The organism is Stenotrophomonas sp., from assembly GCF_032066555.1.
In the GTDB taxonomy this organism is placed as follows: domain Bacteria; phylum Pseudomonadota; class Gammaproteobacteria; order Xanthomonadales; family Xanthomonadaceae; genus Stenotrophomonas.
The window spans coordinates 428,982-448,700 of the sequence record NZ_DAMBKV010000001.1 but is presented as its reverse complement, the minus strand read 5'-3'; the positions used below and the strand labels follow the sequence as shown (position 1 = coordinate 448,700).

The 19,719-nt window shown below is 63.4% G+C and carries 13 protein-coding genes and 1 pseudogene; 2 read left to right on the top strand and 12 right to left on the bottom strand.

The genetic code is table 11. From position 1 onward, the window contains the following. Positions 1-38: 38 nt before the first annotated feature. The 3 genes from RT131_RS02050 to RT131_RS02040 form a co-directional block, all read right to left on the bottom strand. Positions 39-1,121, bottom strand: coding sequence for a Fe(3+) ABC transporter substrate-binding protein (locus RT131_RS02050; RefSeq protein WP_313169791.1), 1,083 nt, complete (start codon positions 1,119-1,121; stop codon positions 39-41). Positions 1,122-1,214: 93 nt separating this feature from the next. Then, positions 1,215-2,258 carry a tRNA preQ1(34) S-adenosylmethionine ribosyltransferase-isomerase QueA gene (gene queA / locus RT131_RS02045; RefSeq protein ID WP_313169789.1) on the bottom strand — a complete coding sequence of 348 codons (1,044 nt, stop codon included), beginning with the start codon at positions 2,256-2,258 and terminating at the stop codon, positions 1,215-1,217. A gap of 383 nt (positions 2,259-2,641) precedes the next feature. Further along, entirely contained in the window at positions 2,642-3,073 is a 432-nt protein-coding gene (locus RT131_RS02040; protein ID WP_282271858.1) for an Lrp/AsnC family transcriptional regulator, read from the bottom strand. A 118-nt stretch (positions 3,074-3,191) separates the two neighbouring features. Between RT131_RS02040 and RT131_RS02035 the strand changes: the two genes are divergently transcribed. Continuing rightward, positions 3,192-4,688 (top strand): aminotransferase class III-fold pyridoxal phosphate-dependent enzyme, encoded by a 1,497-nt coding sequence (locus RT131_RS02035; protein ID WP_313169787.1) that lies wholly within the window; start codon positions 3,192-3,194, stop codon positions 4,686-4,688. Between the two features lie 207 nt (positions 4,689-4,895). On the opposite strand, the gene RT131_RS02030 is transcribed toward RT131_RS02035, so the two are convergent. From RT131_RS02030 to RT131_RS02015, 4 genes are all read right to left on the bottom strand, one after another. Continuing rightward, positions 4,896-6,320, bottom strand: coding sequence for an efflux transporter outer membrane subunit (locus RT131_RS02030; RefSeq protein WP_313169785.1), 1,425 nt, complete (start codon positions 6,318-6,320; stop codon positions 4,896-4,898). Beyond that, positions 6,314-7,051, bottom strand: coding sequence for an SDR family oxidoreductase (locus RT131_RS02025; protein WP_313169784.1), 738 nt, complete (start codon positions 7,049-7,051; stop codon positions 6,314-6,316). The genes RT131_RS02030 and RT131_RS02025 overlap by 7 nt, the downstream gene beginning before the upstream one ends. Positions 7,052-7,181: 130 nt before the next feature. Continuing rightward, complete coding sequence (locus tag RT131_RS02020) at positions 7,182-10,352, bottom strand: multidrug efflux RND transporter permease subunit (protein ID WP_313169782.1); 3,171 nt, start codon at positions 10,350-10,352, stop codon at positions 7,182-7,184. Positions 10,353-10,458: 106 nt separating this feature from the next. Next, on the bottom strand, positions 10,459-11,613 hold the full coding sequence (locus RT131_RS02015) for an efflux RND transporter periplasmic adaptor subunit (RefSeq protein WP_313170216.1): 1,155 nt from the start codon (positions 11,611-11,613) through the stop codon (positions 10,459-10,461). A gap of 557 nt (positions 11,614-12,170) precedes the next feature. Here RT131_RS02015 and RT131_RS02010 point away from each other — a divergent pair. Beyond that, positions 12,171-13,118: pseudogene (locus RT131_RS02010) on the top strand (LysR family transcriptional regulator); the annotation flags it as partial. Positions 13,119-13,328: 210 nt separating this feature from the next. On the opposite strand, the gene RT131_RS02005 reads toward RT131_RS02010, so the two are convergent. The 5 genes from RT131_RS02005 to RT131_RS01985 form a co-directional block, all read right to left on the bottom strand. Continuing rightward, the gene (locus RT131_RS02005; RefSeq protein ID WP_313170214.1) at positions 13,329-13,808 is read right to left on the bottom strand and encodes a hypothetical protein; all 480 of its coding nucleotides are present in this window, start codon (positions 13,806-13,808) and stop codon (positions 13,329-13,331) included. 210 nt (positions 13,809-14,018) lie between these two features. Continuing rightward, a complete protein-coding gene (locus RT131_RS02000) occupies positions 14,019-14,630 on the bottom strand; it encodes an inorganic diphosphatase (protein ID WP_313169780.1) in 612 nt (203 codons plus the stop codon). Between the two features lie 4 nt (positions 14,631-14,634). Continuing rightward, the gene (locus RT131_RS01995; protein WP_313170213.1) at positions 14,635-15,963 is read right to left on the bottom strand and encodes an FN3 domain-containing metallophosphoesterase family protein; all 1,329 of its coding nucleotides are present in this window, start codon (positions 15,961-15,963) and stop codon (positions 14,635-14,637) included. Positions 15,964-16,022: 59 nt separating this feature from the next. Beyond that, on the bottom strand, positions 16,023-17,132 hold the full coding sequence (locus tag RT131_RS01990) for a phytase (RefSeq protein ID WP_313169778.1): 1,110 nt from the start codon (positions 17,130-17,132) through the stop codon (positions 16,023-16,025). Then, entirely contained in the window at positions 17,129-19,648 is a 2,520-nt protein-coding gene (locus tag RT131_RS01985; protein ID WP_313170211.1) for a TonB-dependent receptor, read from the bottom strand. Before RT131_RS01985 ends, RT131_RS01990 begins: the two co-directional genes overlap by 4 nt. Positions 19,649-19,719 lie beyond the last annotated feature (71 nt).

Genomic DNA, 19,719 nt, shown 5'->3' with positions numbered 1-19,719 from the left:
CCGCAAGCACGGCACCGGCCCGTAGGAAACCGCAAGGGTCAGTTATCGAAGCCGACCTTGTCCACCAGCTCGCTGGCCAGTTTGCGATTGGCGACCACCTCGGCCAGGGGCAGCGGATCCACCTTCATCGGCCCGAAGCTGGCAACCACCGGATCCAGTGCCACGCCCGGCTTGACCGGATATTCGTAGTTGGCACGTGCGTACAGGCTTTGTGAGCTGTCGCTGACCAGGTATTCCAGCAGCTTGACCGCATTGTCGTGGTTGGGCGCATGGCGGGCGACAGCGGCGCCGGAGATATTGACGTGGGTACCGGTATCGGCGGCGCTGGCAAACACCGGCCGCACCACCTGGATGGCGTCGCCCCAAGCGCGCTGCTCGGAGCCTTCCTCGGCATTCTTCATGCGGCCGACGTAGTAGGCATTGGCCACACCGATGTCACAGATACCGGCGAGGATGTCGCGCGCCACGTCGCGGTCGCCACCGGCAGCCTTGCGCGCCAGGTTGGCCTTGACCCCGCGCAACCAGGCCTCGGTCTTCTCCGCACCATCATGCGCGATCATCGCCGCAAACAAGCTCGTGTTGTAAGGATGCTGGCCGGAACGGATGCATACCCGGCCCTTCCATTTCGGGTCGGCAAGGTTTTCGTAAGTGAAGCCGGTCAGGTCCAGATCCTTGTCGGCGTAGACCACGCGGTCGCGCAGCGACAGCGCAAACCAATGCCCCTCGGGCGAACGCAGATGCGCCGGGATGGCAGCTTCCAGCACCGGCGACTTCACCGCCTGGGTGTGGCCGGCTTCAACCACGTCGAGCAGGCGACCGGTATCTACGGTCATCAGCACGTCGGCCGGCGAGCGTTCGCCTTCGGCAGCGAGCCGCTCGGTCAAGCCATCCTTCAGCAATACAGTGTTGACCTTGATGCCGGTATCCGCGGTGAAGGCATCCAGCAACGGCTGCACCAAGGCGGGTTCACGCGTGGTGTAGAGGTTGACCTCACCAGCGGCGGCCGCTGCCTGCGACGCGGCAGCAGAGGCGGGGTTGTCACCGGTCTTGGCGCAGGCACCAAGCAGGACGAGGGAACACAGGGCAGCCAGATGGCCGGCGGCACGCTTCGGATGACGCATGGATTACTCCGGAAGTGGTCGTCGGTCCCGGCCACGATGGCCGGACACGGATCAAATGAGAACTTATCTCATTTGATCCGTCCGCGCACTGCGTCAAACAGCCGCACCCTCGTTGGCCGGGAACAACAGCATCGCATCGCCATAGCTGAAGAAGCGGTACTTCTGCGCGATAGCGTGGGCATAGGCCTCGAAAACACGCTCCTTGCCAGCAAACGCGCTGATCATCATCAGCAGGGTGCTTTCCGGCAGATGGAAGTTGGTGACCATCGCATCGACGCTGCGGATGCGGTAACCCGGGGTGATGAAGATCTGGGTTTCGCCTGCATACGGGTGCAACTCGCCCTCGCGCATGGCGCTCTCCAGCGCCCGCACCACGGTGGTGCCGACGCCGATCACACGACCAGCGGCAGCACGGGTCCGCCGCACCTGCTCGACCAGCTCCGCGCCGACATTCAGCCATTCACGGTGCATGATGTGCTGGGACAGGTCATCCACGCGTACCGGCTGGAACGTGCCAGCACCAACGTGCAAGGTGATATGGCCAAACTGGACACCGCGCTCGCGCAGGCGGGCCAGCAAGGGCTCGTCGAAATGCAGGCCGGCCGTTGGCGCAGCCACGGCACCCACCTGTTTGGCGAACACCGTCTGGTAGCGCTCCCGGTCGTCCACTCCCGGCTCGCGATGAATGTAGGGCGGCAACGGCAGGCGGCCCTCATGCACCAGCCAGGATTCCAGCGACTCCGGGATATCGAAGCGCAACACATAGAACTCGCCATCGCGACCAAGCACTTCGGCTTCGCCGCCGGCGTCAAGCTGAATGCGGCTTCCCGGCTTGGGGGACTTGCTGGCACCGATCTGCGCACGCGCCTGCTGGCCACCAAGCAGACGCTCGATCAGGATCTCGACACGGCCGCCGCTGGTCTTCTGGCCAAACAAGCGTGCCGGGATGACACGGGTGTCGTTGAACACCAGCAGGTCACCGGGCTGCAGCAACTCGGCCAGATCGCGCACCTGGCGGTCATCGAACGGCGCCGGTGCTGGTGGAACCAGCAGCAGGCGGCTGGCCGAACGCTCGGCCAAGGGAGCCTGGGCAATCAATTCCTCAGGCAGGTCATAGGTGAAATCGGACTTCTTCAAGGCCGGAACTTCGTGCGGGTAGCCGACTATTGTAGCTCTCGCGGGCGGAAGGACTGGTTTTTAGGCCATGGCCGTGGCCGTGGCCTTGGCCTTGGCTCCCACTCCGCTTTATGCCGTCATTCCCGCGAAGGCGGGAATCGCTCTGGCTCTGGCTCTGGCTTTGGCTTTGGCTCCGCTTCACACCGTCATTCCCGCGAAGGCGGGAATCGCCCTGGCTTTGGCTCTGAATTCGCACGGGTCACGTCAAATCAACAGCCAAAGGCAAAGGCAAGAGCGATTCCCGCCTTCGCGGGAATGACGACTGAAGAGCAAGGGCAAAGCAAAGCGAAGCCAAAGCCAAAGCCAAAGCCAAAGCAGCGTCGGTCCAGCGCGGCTGGCCTACCTCAACGCTCAAACTTGGTGGAAAGAATGATCGCGCTGTTGGTCCGCTCCACCCCATCAACAGCGCCGATCGCATCGGTCACCACGTCCATCTCACTGACCCCGCCAACCACCACCATCGCGATCAGGTCGTGGTTACCACTGACCGAATGCAGCGAACGCACCTCGGTGATGTCCCGCAGCGCCTTGACCACGGCCGGCATCTTCTTTGGCAGCACGGTGATCAGCACGTGTGCACGCACCTGGCCCTGCTCGTAGTCCTCGTGAGTGCGTACCGTGTAACCGGCAATCACCCCCAACTGCTCAAGCCGGTCGATGCGGCTCTGCACCGTGGTCCGGGACAAGCCAAGCCGGCGGGCGATCTGCGCAGTGGAAGCCCGCGCGTCCTCACGCAATACGGACAACAGGCGTTCGTCGGCAGGGGAAATATTCACATTGCAAACCAGCTTCGTCGATTTGACGAAATTACCCGAAAATCCGTCGAGATCATAGCTGCCATATGTCCAGAATCTCCAGATAATGGGTATATACAAGAAACTTCTGGAGATGAGCATGACCGTACTCGGCCCCCTCGCCCCGCTTCGTGCGCACGCCGGCCAGCGCCTGACCCAAGGCCTGGACGACGCCAGCGTTGAACGCCTGGCCGTCGCTCACCCGGACCTGGCCGGCGCCATTGCCGCTGCCGCCAGCGAATACGCCCGTATCAAGGACGAAGCCGCCGACCTGCTGGATCTGGACGAGCACGACCAGATAGCCGCCATGCAGGCCGGTTTCGTCAACTTCTATGCCGACGACGCCGTCGTCCCCTATATCGCCCTTGCCGCCTGCGGCCCGTGGGTGGTCTCGCTCAAGGGCGCCGTGCTGTATGACGCCGGCGGCTACGGCATGCTTGGCTTCGGCCACACCCCGGCCGACGTGATGGCCGCCGCCGCCAAGCCGCAGGTGATGGCCAACATCATGACCCCGAGCCTGGCCCAGCGCCGCTTCGTGCAGGCCATGCAGAAAGAGATCGGCCACAGCCGCGGTGGCTGTCCGTTCTCGCACTTCATGTGTTTGAACTCCGGCTCCGAGGCCGTTGGACTGGCCGCACGTATTGCCGACATCAACGCCAAGCTGCAAACCGATCCGGGCGCTCCGCATGCCGGTGCCACCATCAAGCGGGTGGTGATCAAGGGCAGCTTCCACGGCCGCACCGACCGCCCTGCGCTGTACTCCGACTCCAGCCGCAAGGCCTATGACCAGCACCTGGCCAGCTACCGCGGCGAGAACAGCGTCATCACCGTGCCGCCCTACGACGAAGCGGCGATGCGCAAGGTGTTCGCCGATGCCAAGGCCAACAACTGGTTCATCGAAGCGGTGTTCCTGGAGCCGGTGATGGGTGAAGGCGACCCGGGCCGCGCGGTGCCGGCAAGCTTCTACAAGCTGGTCCGCGAACTCACCCGCGAGCACGGCAGCCTGTTGCTGATCGATTCCATCCAGGCCGCACTGCGTGCGCACGGCACCCTGTCCTTCGTCGACTACCCGGGCTACGAGACGCTGGATCCGCCGGACATGGAAACCTATTCCAAGGCCTTGAACGGCGCGCAGTTCCCGCTGTCGGTGCTGGCCGTCACCGAGCATGCCACCAAGCTCTACCGCAAGGGTGTGTACGGCAACACCATGACCACCAACCCGCGCGCGCTGGATGTGGCTGTTGCCACCCTCACCCGCCTGTCGCCGGAAGTGCGCCAGAACATCCGCGTGCGCGGTGAACAGGCCGTGCAGAAGCTGGAAGCACTCAAGGCCAAGCTGGGCGGTCTGATCACCAAGGTGCAGGGCACCGGCCTGCTGTTCTCCTGCGAACTGGCCCCGCAGTTCAAATGCTATGGCGCCGGCTCCACCGAAGAGTGGCTGCGCATGCATGGCGTCAATGTGATCCACGGCGGCGAGAACTCGCTGCGCTTCACCCCGCACTTCGGCATGGATGAAGAGGAGCTCGACGTGCTGGTGGATATGGTGGGTCGCGCGCTGGTTGAAGGCCCGCGCCGGGCGCAAGCTGACGCTGCCTGAGTTCAGGGGCGATGCAATGCAAAGAGGCGGCCATTGGCCGCCTCTTTCCTTTTGTTGCGCTGGAAGCTCCCCTCTCCCCAACCCCTCTCCCGCAAGGGGAGAGGGGCTCAAACTGTTGCGAGCACAAGCGATACGTGCGACTGCAGCGTCAGCCCCTCTCCCCTTGCGGGAGAGGGGTTGGGGAGAGGGGAAAGGGCGTAGCCCTTCTCAACGCACGCTGGTAACCGCCAACGCAGGGCCCGGTTGTCCACCCCAGCCACCCAGCGCCTTGTAGACAGCAACGACACTGACATTCACCGACGCTTCCGCCGCTGCCAATGCATCGTCGGCAGCCAGCTGATTTCGCTGCGCATCCAGCAAGGCCAGGAAGTCCTCCGAGCCTTCGCGATAGCGCAGCTGCGCAAGCGATTCCGCCTTGCGTGCGGCCTGCGCCTGCTCAGCCACGATACCCAACCGCGCCTGCTGCTTGGCATAGCGGGTCAGCGCGTTCTCGGTGTCTTCCAAGGCCAGCAACACCGCCTTCTCATACTCGGCTGCCGCGCCATCGGCCTGCGCCTTGCTGGCACGCAGGCGCGCCCGCACGGTACCAAAGTCAAATGCCGCCCAGCTGATCGACGGGGTCAACGACCAGGCCTTGTTGTTGCCGTTGACCAGACCCGAAGCATCGCCGCCAAGGAAACCGACGAAACCACTCAGGCTGATACGCGGGAACAGATCGGCCGTTGCCACGCCAACACGCGCCGTGGCTGCAGCCAGGCGACGCTCGGCCATGCGCACATCGGCACGCTGCCGCAGCAGGTCGCTGGTATCGCCCAGCGGCAAGGCCTTGGCGAATGCAGGCACTTCACGTGGCTGCAGCACTGTGTCCAGCGAACCGGGACGCTGCCCAAGCAGCACGGCAAGACGATGCCGCGACTGCACTTCGGACACTTCCAGCAACGGAATATCCGCCTCAATCGCCTTCAGACGGGCACGACTGCTCTGCACGTCCAGCTCACTGCCAGCGCCAAGCTCCAACCGGGTTTCGGTCAGCCGCTGCGTCTCGCGCAGGTTCAACAGCGTGTCGCGGGCAACGGCGATCCGCTTCTGTGACCCGCGCAGCTCGAAGTAGTTGCGTGCCACTTCGGCCGCCACCATCACCTGCGCGTCGGCCAGGTTGTCGCGCTCGGCGCCGAGGTCGGCCCTTGCCGCTTCGGCTGCACGCCGCTGCCGACCAAACAGATCCAGCTCCCAGCCTGCGTCGAAACCAAGCTGATAGGTTTCGCTATAGACACGCTCGCCGCCGACCAATGCGTCGGGCTGCTTGCGCCGGTCCTGGCTGCCAGCAGCGGTCACATGCGGGAGCTGATCCAAGCGTTGCTCGGTGAACGCTGCACGCGCGGCGCGCACGCGAGCCATCGCAATCTGTAGGTCCAGGTTGTCACCCAGGGCATCGTGTACCAGTTGCCCCAGTACCGGATCATCAAACTGCGTCCACCAGCTTGCAACCGGCGGCGCACTGGAGAACGCCGGATCAGCCGCGCCCTGCAGGCTGACCGGCTCCACCGGTGCTGCCTTGTAGTCCGGCCCCACCGTCATGCAACCGGCCAGCAAGGCACTGGCCATTGCGGTCGCCAACAGGCGCATCACCACGGCAGCACCTCGCCGAGGTAGCTGAAGCTGCCAGTGGGGCCGTCGGCAGCAATCAAGGCCATGCCCACGCTGGAACGCGCGCCTTCGGCGACATCGATCTCACCTTCGCCACCGTTCATGTCGGTCTTGACGTAGCCCGGATGCACCGCGTTGACCTTGATCGGGCCTTCGCGCAATTCGTGCGCCAGCTGCACGGTCCAGGCGTTCAGCGCGCTCTTGGAAGCGTTGTAGGCCGGCACGATGAAACCGTAGATCGAAGAGCCCGGCTGCGCATGCAGGGTCAAGGAGCCGAGGATACTGGACACATTGACGATGCGTCCGGCCGGTGCAGCGCGCAGCAGCGGCAGGAAGGCAACGGTCACTTCAACCACGGCGAACAGATTGGTGTTGAAGGTGCTGCGCCAGGTTTCCAGCGATTGGCCGCTGGCACCGGCCTGCAGGTCATCGACCAGCACGCCGGCGTTGTTGACCAGGATATCGAGCTTGCCGTGCTGCTGCGTTACCCGTTCAACCGCAACTGCGATGCTGTCGGTGTCATTGACGTCGAGCTGGATGGCCTCCACCGGCAGGCCTTCTGCCTGCAGTTCCCGCGCCTTTGCGGCGGCGGTCTCGTAGTTGCGCCCGGCGAGCAGCGTATGCACGCCTGCGGCGGCCAGCTGGCGCACGGTCTCAAGGCCGATGCCGCGGGTGGCACCGGTAACCAGGGCAACTTTGGTGTTCTGGGTATTCATCTGCTTTTCCTTGGGGGAATGAATTGATACAAGACCGATAACATTTCAAACCATCCTTGCCGGTGACGGTGGCAAGGACTTGCGGAAGGCAGCATATCTGCTGCCTTCCGCAACGGAGTTACACCTGCCATCAATGGTGGAGGGTCGGCTCACCATGCTGTACCAGCTTGCCGCCACCGTTACGTGACACGAACTTGCGCAGCGCCACGTAGAACACCGGGGTCAGGAACAGACCGAACAAGGTCACACCCAGCATGCCGGCAAACACGGTAATGCCCGTCACTGAGCGCACCTCGGCACCTGCGCCATGCGACAGCACCAACGGCACCGTGCCGGCGATGAAGGCGATCGAGGTCATCACGATCGGGCGCAGACGCAGACGGCAGGCTTCCAGTGCCGCCTCGACGATGCCCTTGCCACCCATCTCCAACTCACGGGCAAACTCGACGATCAGGATCGCGTTCTTGCACGCCAGGCCCATCAACACCACCAAGCCTACCTGCACGAAGACGTTGTTATCACCGCCGGTGAGCCATACCCCGAACAATGCCGACAGCAAGGTCATCGGCACGATCAGGATCACCGCCAGCGGCAGCGACCAGCTCTCGTACAGCGCCGCCAGCACCAGGAAGGCCAGCAGGATCGCCACCGGGAATACGATGAAGGCAGCCTTGCCCTGGGTCGCCTGCTGGTAGCTCAGGTCGGTCCATTCGGTGACCATGCCGGCCGGCAACACCTGCCCGGCAATCTCGGTCAGCTTGTTCATCGCTTCGGCCGAGGACAGCATGCGCGGATCGGCTTCACCGGCCAGATCAGCTGCCGGGTAACCGTTGAAGCGCAGCACCGGGTCCGGGCCATAGGTTTCCTTGACGGTCACCATCGAACCGATCGGCACCATCTCGCCGCGATCATTGCGGGTACGCAGCTTGCCGATATCTTCCACGCTGTCACGGAACTGGCCATCTGCCTGTGCGATCACCTGCCAGGTGCGGCCAAACTGGTTGAAGTCGTTGACGTAGGCCGAACCCAGGTAGGTCTGCAGCGTGTCAAACAACTCGGTCAGCTGCACGCCCTGCGCCTTGGCCTTGACCCGGTCCACTTCCGCATCCAGCTGTGGCACGTTGGCCTGGTAACTGGTGATCGGATAGGCCATGCCCGGCGTCTGTGCGACGGCGCCCTGCATGCTCTGCACCGCGTTCTGCAAGGCGCCATAGCCGAGATTGCCGCGGTCCTCGATGAACATCTGGTAGCCGTTACCGTTGCCCAGACCAAGGATCGGCGGCGGCATCATTGCGAAGGCAAACCCTTCCTGCAGCCCGGCGATCTTCTGGTTGATCTCGGCATTGATCTGCGCAGCAGTACGGCCTTTGCGTTCGTTGAATGGCTTGAGCGGAATGAAGGCCACACCGGTGTTTGGTGTATTGGTGAACTGCAGCGCATTCAAGCCGGGGAACGAGATGGTGTGGGCGACGCCATCGGTTTCCTGGGCAATCTTGGCAACCTTGCGCAGCATTTCATCGGTACGCGCAATGGAGGAGCCTTCCGGCAGTTTCACACCGGCGATCAGGTACAGCTTGTCCTGGGTCGGAATGAAACCCGGCGGCACCAGCTTGAAGATCACGCCGGTGCCCACCAGCAGCACCGCATACACCACGAACACCGCACCGCGACGGCCGAGGATGCGCGATACGCCACGCTCATACTTCTCCGAGCTGGTCTTGAAGAAGCGGTTGAACGGACGGAACACCCAACCAAACAACTTGTCGATCAGACGGCTGGGCGCATCCTTGGCCGCACCATGCGGCTTGAGCAGACGCGCGGCAAGCGCCGGCGACAGGGTCAGCGAGTTGATCGCCGAGATCACCGTGGAAATGGCAATCGTCACCGCGAACTGCTTGTAGAACTGGCCGGTAACGCCGGACAGGAAGGCCATCGGAACGAACACCGCACACAGCACCAGCGCAATCGCGACGATGGGGCCGGACACTTCCTTCATTGCCTGATGCGCAGCGGCCGTTGGCGACAGGCCTTCCTCGATATTGCGCTCGACGTTCTCCACCACCACGATCGCGTCATCGACCACGATACCAATCGCCAGTACCAGGCCGAACAGACTCAGCGTATTGATCGAGAAGCCCAGCAGGTACAGCGCAGCGAAGGTACCGACCACCGACACCGGCACTGCGATCAGCGGAATGATCGACGCACGCCAGGTCTGCAGGAACAGGATCACCACCAGCACCACCAGCGCGATGGCCTCCAGCAAGGTGGTCACCACCGCCTTGATCGAGTCACGCACGAAGATGGTGGTGTCGTACACCGCCTCGTACTTCACGTCGCCCGGGAAGGTCTTCTGCAGCTCGTCCATGGTGCCGATCACGGAATCACGGATCTCCAGCGCATTGGCGCCCGGTGCCTGGAAGATGCCGATGCCGACCGCGTTCTTGCCATCCAGCTGCGAGCGCAAGGTGTAGTCGCCCGCGCCCAGTTCGATGCGGGCGACATCGGACAAGCGCACCGTTTCACCGTCAACACCGCTCTTGAGCACGATGTCACCGAACTCCTGTTCGCTGCGCAGACGGCCCTGCGCGTTGATCAAGGTCAGGAACTGGCTATTGGGCATCGGCTCGGCGCCCAACTGGCCGGCCGATACCTGCACGTTCTGTTCGCGCATCGCGCGCACCACGTCACTGGCAGTCAGTCCACGCGCGGCGACCTTGTCCGGGTCCAGCCATGCACGCATGGCGTAATCGCCGCCGCCGAAGATCTGCGCGTCACCAACACCCGGAATACGCGCCAGCCCGTCCTTGACGTGCAGGCGTGCGTAGTTGCGCAGGTACAAGGTGTCGTAGTTACCCTTGGGCGAAGTGAGATGCACGACCATCAGGAAGGTCGGCGACTGCTTCTGGGTGGTCACACCCTGGCGCCGCACGTCCTCGGGTAAACGCGCCTGCGCCTGGGCGACACGATTCTGCACCTTCACCGCTGCTTCATCCGGGTCGGTGCCCGGACGGAAAGTGACGGTCATCTGCAGCACGCCATCGGAACCGGCCACCGACTTGAGGTACATCATGCCCTCGACGCCGTTGATGGCCTCTTCCAATGGCGTAGCCACCGTCTCGGCGATCACCTTGGGATTGGCGCCCGGGTACACGGTACGCACCACCACCGACGGCGGCACCACTTCCGGGTACTCACCAACCGGCAGGAACGGAATGCTGACCAGGCCAGCGGCGAAGATCACGATCGACAACACCGCCGCGAAGATCGGCCTGTCGATGAAGAATCTGGAAAAATCCATGGGAAATCCTTGGAAAAGCTGGCGTCAGGCTGCAGCCGCCCTGCCCGCTCCCAACAGGAGCAGACACGCACGGACGGCAGCCACGCCGGCAAAGGTAGTTGGCGGCTTAGTTGATGCTGCTCACGGCCTGGGTGGCTGATGCCGCGACGCGCTGCATCGCCACCGGCTTGGCCTGCACCGGCATGCCTGGCATGAACACCTTCTGCACGCCGTCGACGATCACCTTGTCGCCAGCGGCCAGCCCCTGCTCGACGATGCGCAGGCCCTCGGCATTGCGACCAAGCTGCACATCACGACGCTGCGCCTTGTTGTCCTTGTCCAGCACGAACACGTACTTGCGGTCCTGGTCGGTCAGCACCGCCTTGTCGTCTACAAGTACCGCCTGGAACTGGCCACTGCCCAACAGCTGCACGCGAGCGAACAGGCCCGGAGTGAACTGGCGACCGGCGTTATCCAGCAGTGCCCGTACGCGGATGGTGCCGGTGCTGCGGGTGATCTGGTTGTCGAGGAAATCGACCTTGCCCTCATGCGGGTAGCCCTGCTCACCGCTCAAGCCGACCTTCACCGGCAAGGCCTGATCGCGTTCGCTGGGGCGCTCGCCATCGCGTGCCATCTGCGCGTAACGCAGATAGGTGGATTCGTCCGCATCAAAATAGACGTGCACGGTATCCAGCGACACCAGCGTAGTCAGCACGCTGGCGGCATCACCGGCGGTGACCAGGTTGCCAGCGGTCACCATCGCCCGGCCTGCACGGCCATCGATCGGTGCACGCACCTTGGTGAACTCCAGGTTGAGCCGTGCCGCATCCAAGGCCGCCTGTGCTGCCTGCACCTGCGCAGCGGCCTGATCGGCGCTGGCGCGGCGTTGTTCGGCGGTTTCGGCAGCAATGGCCTGTTGTTCGGCCAGTCGACGGGCGCGCTCGGACTCGCTGCGTGCCAGACCTGCCTGCGTGCGTGCGCGGTTCAATTCGGCCTGCGCACGATTGAACTCGGCCTGGTAGCTGCGCGCATCGATGGTGAACAGTACGTCGCCCTTCTTCACCTCATCGCCTTCGACGTAATTGACCTTGTCGATGTAGCCGGACACCCGTGGACGCAGCTCAACGCTCTGCACCGCCTCGATGCGACCGCTGAACTCATCCCACTGCGCGACCTGCTTGATCAGCACCGGCGCGACGCTTACTTCGGGTGCCGGCGGCGGCCCATTCTCGGCATGGCCGCCGCTGCAGGCGACCAGGACGGCCAGACTTAATGCCGACATGCCTGCCAAGGCAACGCGGCGCAGCGTGGGGGAGGGGGAGATACCTTTCATTTCGTGCTCCAAGGGGGAGGTGATCAGGGAATTGCAGGACTACAAAGCGGAGCGCGACAGCAACCAGGCACTCGTCCGCACATGCGCGGATTTGCGCAACGGCGCTCTGACCGGTCGGAACGATGTCGGTTGCAGCGGGATCACTGTCCCGTCCGCGGAAATTTTTGGACCATTGATGGGACAAAGCGACACAGAAGGCGCCGCAACACCGCCGCCCCAACCGAGCGGTCGGTTCCCTGGGCTTCCGCCCGCCGGTTGCCGACCAGGGACTCAAACTGCAATGGATTCAATCGATTGCCAGCCGACCTTGAAGGCAAAGCGTTGCGGTAACTGGGTTCACGGCGTGGCGCCGGCAGTGCCATGGGGGAGCGCATACGCATGACGGCAAGTCCAGAATGGGTACAGGCGTACAAGGTAGGCCTCAAATCCATACTTGATTAGTACGGATTGAAGGGAATAATCATCCCGTCGCCGGCACAATTCCGCTGCCGCAAGAGTCCTCTCCCATGGCCAACGATCTCAACGACACCCTGATCTTCGTCAAAGTGGTTGAACAAGGCAGCTTCACTGCGGCTGCGCGCCTGCTCGGCCAACCCAAGACTACGGTCAGCCGCAAGGTACAGGAGCTGGAAACGCGTCTTGGCGCGCGCCTGCTGCACCGGACCACGCGCCGCCTTGGCCTGACCGAGGCAGGGACCGTGTACTACGAACATTGCCAGCGCATCGCCCGCGAACTGGACCAGGCCGAAAGTGCGGTCAGTCAGCTGCAGTCCGGCCCACGCGGCTGGCTGCGTTTCACGGTGCCGTACTCAATTGGCACCTGCTGGATTGCCCCACTGCTGGGCCAGTTCCAGAGTGAGTACCCCGAGATCCGGGTCGACATGCACCTGGGCAACGAAACCCTGGACCTGATCGCCGGCGAAGTGGATCTGGCGCTGCGGGTTGGCCCCCTGCCCGACTCCAACCTGATCGCTCGCAAGCTCGGCAGTCTGCGCACCCAGGTATTCGCCAGCCCGGCCTATATCGCCGTGCACGGCGAACCCCAGCATCCGGACGAGTTGCAGTTCCATCGCACGCTTGCCATCCGCAAGGCCCACCACGGCCAGAACCAGCGCTTTACCTGGACCTTGGCTGAAAATGGCGGGGAAATGCGCGAATTTCCGGTCACTCCGCTGATCGTCGCAAATGACCCCTCGGCCCTCAACGCGGCCCTGGTAGCGGGTGAGGGCCTGATGCTGAGCAGCGATGTCATGGCCAAACCCTTTGTCGAGTCCGGCATGGTGCGGCAGATATTGCCCGGCTGGACCGGCCCGGACTATGACTTCAACGCAGTGTTTGCGGGCGGCCGCCTGGTCTCACCCAAGGTCCGCGCATTCATCGATTTCCTGGTCGCCAAGCTCAACTTCGACGCCAATTACATGATGCTGCAATGCCCCAACGCCAAGCGTCTGGCGGACATCGAGCAGGAATATCAGCAGCGCTCGAAGGGACACCCCAAGCTGCGCGTGGTTGAAGCGCTCAGCGCCTGAGCACCGCGCTAGGCACCAAACAGAAACGGCGGCCATGAAGGCCGCCGTTTCTGTTTGCATCTAGCGATGCAGCGCCGGTTCGTAGCCCGGGTAAGCGAAACGCACCCGGGACGCTGTCCAAGCATCAATACAAGATCAATAACCGCGGTAATACGGCCACAACGGCACGATCTGCACTTCCTTGCAGCCGTCATAGCGACTGCAGCTGCCGAAGTAACCCGGCCCGGAATAGCGCTGGCGCGCATCGCGGTTGTAAGGGCTGTTGTAGAAATCGGGACGGGAGAAATGACCGGAACCGTAGTAGCGGTAAGGTGTTTCGCCAATGCTCGACTCGGTGCGGAAGGTCTGCGCCAACACCTGCGCGCCATCGTTGCCGACATAGCCGTTCTCGTTGTCGTAGCGGACCAAACGGTAGTAAATGGTCTCGCCGCCCTGCTTGCGGCTGTGCAACTGCTCCATCTGCCCACCGCCGGCATCGGCATACGCCTTGCCGTTCTCAAACAGCACTTCGCTGGGATTGACGATTTCCTCCTCCAACGGAGGCGCCGCTCCCGCGCTCGCTGCTACTGCCAACAACATGGCGGCAACCGCCAGCTTGTTCCACGCCTTACCCATAATGCGCATGACCACCCTCCTTGATTGGGCACCTGCCGCTACCGGCAGCCCGCCGTGATTGCCCGGCCAACACCCCTGGCCGCGCCGTCATTGCTACCTGTTGCCATCACGGCGGCAGCATTGCCGACCTGCCCGCGATGACCGATTGGGACGAATCCGCGTTCATTATAGGTGCAAGCCGCCGCCCAAGCCGTGAAACCGGTTCGGTACTCAGCGCGCAGGCATGGCCTGTCGGTAACCGGCCAATGCCCTGCTGATCACCTGCCGGGCCTCGGCAGCGTCACCCCAGCCATTGAGCTGGATGTCTGCACCGCCAGGCAATTGCTTGTAGGTACGGAAGAAGGCTTCGATGCGCTGGACCTCGATTGCCGGCAGATCCTGCAGGGAGCGTACGTTGGCATAGCTTGGGTCAACTGCATCCACCGGCACACCGACGATCTTCTCGTCGGCCTGCCCCTTGTCGATCATGCGCAATACGCCCAGAGGACGGAAGCGCACGACCGCACCGGGTTGGATCGGGAAACGGGTCAACACCAGCGCATCCAACGGATCTCCATCGCCAGCCAGGGTCCGCGGCATCGAACCATAGTTGGCCGGATACGTGACCGGCATCGACAAAAAGCGATCCACCCGCAGCTCGCCGTGCTCGCCGAGCTCGTATTTGATCGCACCGCCGGCGGGGATCTCCACCGCCAGCAACGCTTCCTGCGGTGCATTGGCGGGCTGCGGCAAGGTGAAGGGGTGCAGCAGTTCACCCGCCGCCAACAACGGCGAAGCCATCGCCAGCAATACGCCGAATAGAACTGCCTGCATCGTCTTCATCTGCTCACTCCCAGCAACGGTCATCGCGGCCTTTGGGCGAGACTGCACGCGGGCAATCTCGCTGCGGGATGCGCCCTTCGGTGATCTCGCTGAACTGCTTGTCACCCGCGGCACTGCGGCTGATCCGGAATGCGTCATACAGCCGCCCCGTCGCCGTACGCGCCTCGTAGCGCAGGCCCTTGTCATCCAGCCGCAGCACCTGGAACAACTGCGTGTCCTCGGCGGTGGGCTTCATCGTCGCGCGCGCTTCCGGCGACAAGCGGTACTGCTTGGGACCGGCGACGGATGAGATGTACTGCGGCAACGCCGCAGCTGCATCGGCACGACGACCGTAGGTGTGATCATGGCCCTGCAGCACCAGATCGACCCTGTGCCGCTGCAGCACCGGGCGGATCTCGCTGGCAAGCACCGAGGTGTCGCGTTCGGCACGCAACGGATACAGCGGCTGATGCACGACCACGATGTTCCAGGGCTGCTGGCTGCTTTCCAGTACGCCGTCCAACCAGCCTGCCTGCGCTTTGGCGGTGCCCAGATCCAGCGCCGACGTGCCATCCAGCACCACCACGCGCAGTCCCTGGTAATCGAACCAATACGTCGTACTGGCAGCAGCAGCCGCGCCATTGCCCGGCAATGCGAAAGTGACCGGCCAATGCTTGCCCAGCACACGCCGTTCCTGCGGCGTGTCCTCGAACTCCTCGAAGTACTCGTGGTTCCCTGCGGCCGGTGCGACCGCCATGCCCGGCAGCAGCCAGCCACCGGCGGCAAACCACTCGCCCCATTCGTTGTCGTCCTCGCCATCACCGCCACTGACCAGATCACCTGCAAACAGCGTCAGCCGCGCATCCGGTGCGGTCTGCCAGCCCTGTCGTATGACCCGGCTGACATGACTGAGGTTCTTGTTCTGGGTATCACCGAAATACAGCACGGTCAGCGGCTGGCCAGCACCAGCAGCGGTACGGAAGTGCTGCCATGCACTCCAGGTGCCCTGCCCCTGCACCCGGTAGGCATACAGCGTGTCGGCCTGCAGGCCATCGATCAGCGCACGATGATGCTGGCTGCTGCCGTTTTCGGTCTGCAGCAGCTGGCTGCTCGCAGTGAGCTGTCGCACCTGCCCCATGTCCGGCGAGTCGCCAGCCACGGTGATTTCCAGCAACGCCGGCTGTGCCAGTGGCGCGGTGCGCCACGCTACCGCGAAACCGCCGCTGGCATCCTGTGCTGGCGACGCGACGATACGGTCAGGGAAGTCACTGGCCGCGTAGTGCCGGCTCCCCGCCGGCACCTGCGTATTGGGCTCGGCAGCTGGAGCGGCCCCCACCGCTCCAGCTGCGCCCATCAGCGCTGCGCTGATCAGCGCCAGCAGCGGCAGCCGCTGGCGACAACGTCCCCGCGCCATCACTGGCCACAGTCCTGCGGCAGCGACAACGCCTTGGCGATGTCACGCCAATCGAAGGCCACCACGCCTTGATCGTCGTGCACCGCGTACAACGCCCCCTGCGGGAAACGTGCCGACACCTGCTGGCTGTTCCAGATGCCGTCGGTATTGGCCACCGTATTGCCGTGGAACGAGCCCACCGGCGCCAGTGTCTTGCGATCGAACAGATGGAAGGTACTGCGCTGTTTGCCCTGCTCGGTGGTGATCCACCAGCCGCCATCACCGCAGGTACGCAGCATCACGCCTTCGGCCTGGGCCTTGAACAGGCCGCGACCAAAGGTCTCCCCTGTAAAGTCGCCTGCCAGGTTGTAGACCTTGAACTCGCTGGCATAGGTTTCGTCTTCTTCGGCGATCAGCAGGCGGTCATTGGCCGGGTCGCCCCAGATCGACTCGACCACACGCAGCGCACCCTTGGGCGAACTGTCGCCGATGCTGCGTATCAGCCTGGCCTGCACCGCGTCACCCTCGACCTTGACGTGATAGCGGCGTACACGCTCGTTCAAGCGATCAAGTGCCGGCAGGATGTCGTTGCCAGCAGCGTCCTCGCCATCGTCGTAGGAATCAGTGACGTACAAGTCATAGCCGCCCTGCACCGGATTGACCCACAGGCCATAAGGCTTGCGCAGATCATTGCCGGCGAACACGCCCAGCGGCTTGAAGTCCGGCAGCTGCAACACCTGCACGCGGTGGTTGTCGCGTTCGACGATGAACACCAGGTCATCCTGCACGGCAATGCCATTCGGGCGATCGAACTGCCCCAGCGCGGTGCCGGTGCTGCCGACGTCACGCAGATGCTTGCCGGTCTGGCCGTCGTACACCACCAGCTTGTCGGTGGCCTTGGCGGTAGCGATCAGCCACAACCGGCCATCAGCGCCGCGCCAGCTTGCCGGCGAATCAATATTGTCAGCCGGGGTCATCGGAGTCAGGAAGGCTTCGGCCACCAGGCTGGACGGGACGGCGGTCGCGCCCTCGGCGAGGTCGGCAGCAGTCGGCGGCGTGCTGGACTTCGGCACCGGCTGGCAGGCGCTCAGCACCAAGGCAACGGCGGTAGCGAGCAGCGCGGCCCTCACAGCGCCACCTTCACGCCGATCGCGTAGGTACGGCCGTATTCCTCGTTCTGCAGGGTGCGCGAGGACACGCCCTGGTACAGCTCGAGCGGCTCATCCAGCAGATTGGAAGCTTCCAGGTACAGGCTCACGTTCTTGCTCAGCTTGTAGTCGAAGCTGAAGTCGAGCTGGGTATGCGGCGCGACATAGATGTCGAATGCACGGCTGTCGCCGATGGTGTCCAGGTACTCGCTGCGATAGACACCGGCCAGGCGGGTACTGAGGCCGCCCCATTCATAGCCGATATGCGCGCTGTAGATGTTCTTGGACGCACGCGGCAAGTTGAAATCGTCGCGTTCACGTCCAGCGATACCCGGGTCGAAGTCGGTATCCAGCCAGGTGCCGCTGGCACCCACCAGCAGGCCCGACCAGGCGCCAGGCAGGAAGCTCAGCTGCTGCTGCCAGTTGAACTCGGCACCGAACACCTTGGCCTTGTCGCCATTGATGGAACGGGTCACATCGAAGCCCGGATACTCGGGATCATTGTCCGTCACCGTTTGCACGATGTAGCCATCGATGGACTTGTGGAACAGGCCGAGCGAAATGATGCCGCTCTCGCCCAGGTAACGCTCGAAGGAGAAATCCAGGTTGGTGGACTCGTACGGATCCAGGTTGGGATTGCCGATGCGCGCTTCCTCGTCGTCCCGGTTCACGGCCAGACGCGGCGAGACATCACCGAACGACGGGCGCGCCACGGTCTTGTTGAGCGAGCCGCGCAGCACCCAGTCGTTGTTGGTGTCGTAGCGCAGGTGCAGGCCTGGCAGCACGCTGGTATAGCTGTTGTTGGCGATGCGTGGGGTCACCGTGACGGTCTTGCCGTCACTGGCAACATCAACATCGTTGCCGGTGGCGTTGAACTGCGTGTTCTCCACGCGCACGCCGCCGATCACCCGCAGCGCACCGATATCCCAGGTACCCATCGCATAGGCCGAGAAGATGTCTTCATTGGCAACATAGTCCTCTTCCAGCGAGGTCATCCTGTTGCCAGCAACGTCGCCTGACTTCGCACTGTACTTGCTGCCATTGGCTGCCCACCAGGCGCGCATCGCCGCCGAACTCATGCCTTGGCCGAGACTGCCACCGCGATGATCCAGGGTCTTGCCATTCCAGCTGGAAAGATCAACCGCCGGGCCGCTGCGCAGCTCGACCTCATCCACGTTGACATCGCGCTCGCGCCAGCGCCCCAGCACGCCGAACTTGTAGCTGGCCTTGTCACCATCGAAACGGATATTGACCTGCGCACTGCGCTCGCTGTCGTCGATCTGCTTGGGCGAGAGCACCACGCGATCAAACACATAGTTGCCGTTGTCCATCCAGCCGCTGTCGCTCAGGCTCAAGCCGGGAATGCCGCTGTTCTGGTCCAGTGTTGCCGACAGGTCACCGCCGTCATAGTCAAACCGCGCTTCCATCTCGTCGTTCACGCGCTCACGGGTCTTGGTATAACCCACCTTGTAGTCGAGCACGGCAGCGCTCAGGCGGTTCTCGCCGCCCAGACTGACCGCGAGCGTGTTTTCTTCCTTGGTGCGATAGCGCATGCGCTTGCTGATGGCATCGGCCGGCAAGTCGTCCACCTGGTAGCGGCCGTCACCAAGGGCGGTGATTTCACCGTCGCCGAGACCGAAGATCGTGCGCTGGCGGGTTTCGGCATCGTCGAACCGGCTGTATAGCGTGCGCAGGTAGTAGCGGTTGGCATCATCGGGCCGCCAATCGAAATTCAGGTTGGCACCGGTGCGCTCACGCTCGATGGTGTACTTGCGGCGCTGGATCTCCACCGCTGCCAGATCATCATCGGCGCCGCCGTCGTAGTTGTCGTATTCGACTTCGGTGTTGTCGGATTCAAACGTGCGCTTCTGGTAGTTCACACCCAAGGCCACACCGAAGGTTTCCCCAAACACTTCGCTGTAGTTGAACGCGGCCTTCGGGCTGGTCTCGCCCGAAAGTTCCTGGTGGCTGCCTTCCAGCTTGCCCTTCAAGGAGCGACCATCACGGTCGAATGCCGACGCCGACTCCACCACCACCGCGCCACCGATGGCGTCCCCCGGCATGTCCGGTGTGGCCGACTTGATCACCCGCAAGCGTTCCGTGGACTCCGAAGGAATCACATCCAGCGGTGCTGCACGTGACGAATCCTCGGGCGTGCCAATGGCGATGCCATCGATGCTGACGCTGTTGAGGGCCGCATCCAGGCCGCGGATGACCACGAAACGTCCCTCGCCCTGATCGCGGGTGACGCTGACACCTGGCAGGCGCTGCAGCGACTCGGCGACATTCATGTCCGGGTAGTCGCCCATGGAGTCGGAGGCAACCGCATCCTGCACGCCATTGGCATCACGCTTGAGCTCCACCGCCCGGATCTGCGCTTCGCGCTGCGCACGGACTTCAATGCGCTCAAGGTCGATGGCCGCAGCCGCCCCACTGGCCAGCGTGGATGCACCATCGGCCGTGCTGGCCTGCTGCGCATATGCAGGTGCAATGGCCATGCAGGCCACCGCGCTCGTTACCGCCACCACCAAGACGCTCTTGCGCACTACTGCCCCCAATCTGTGTAAAA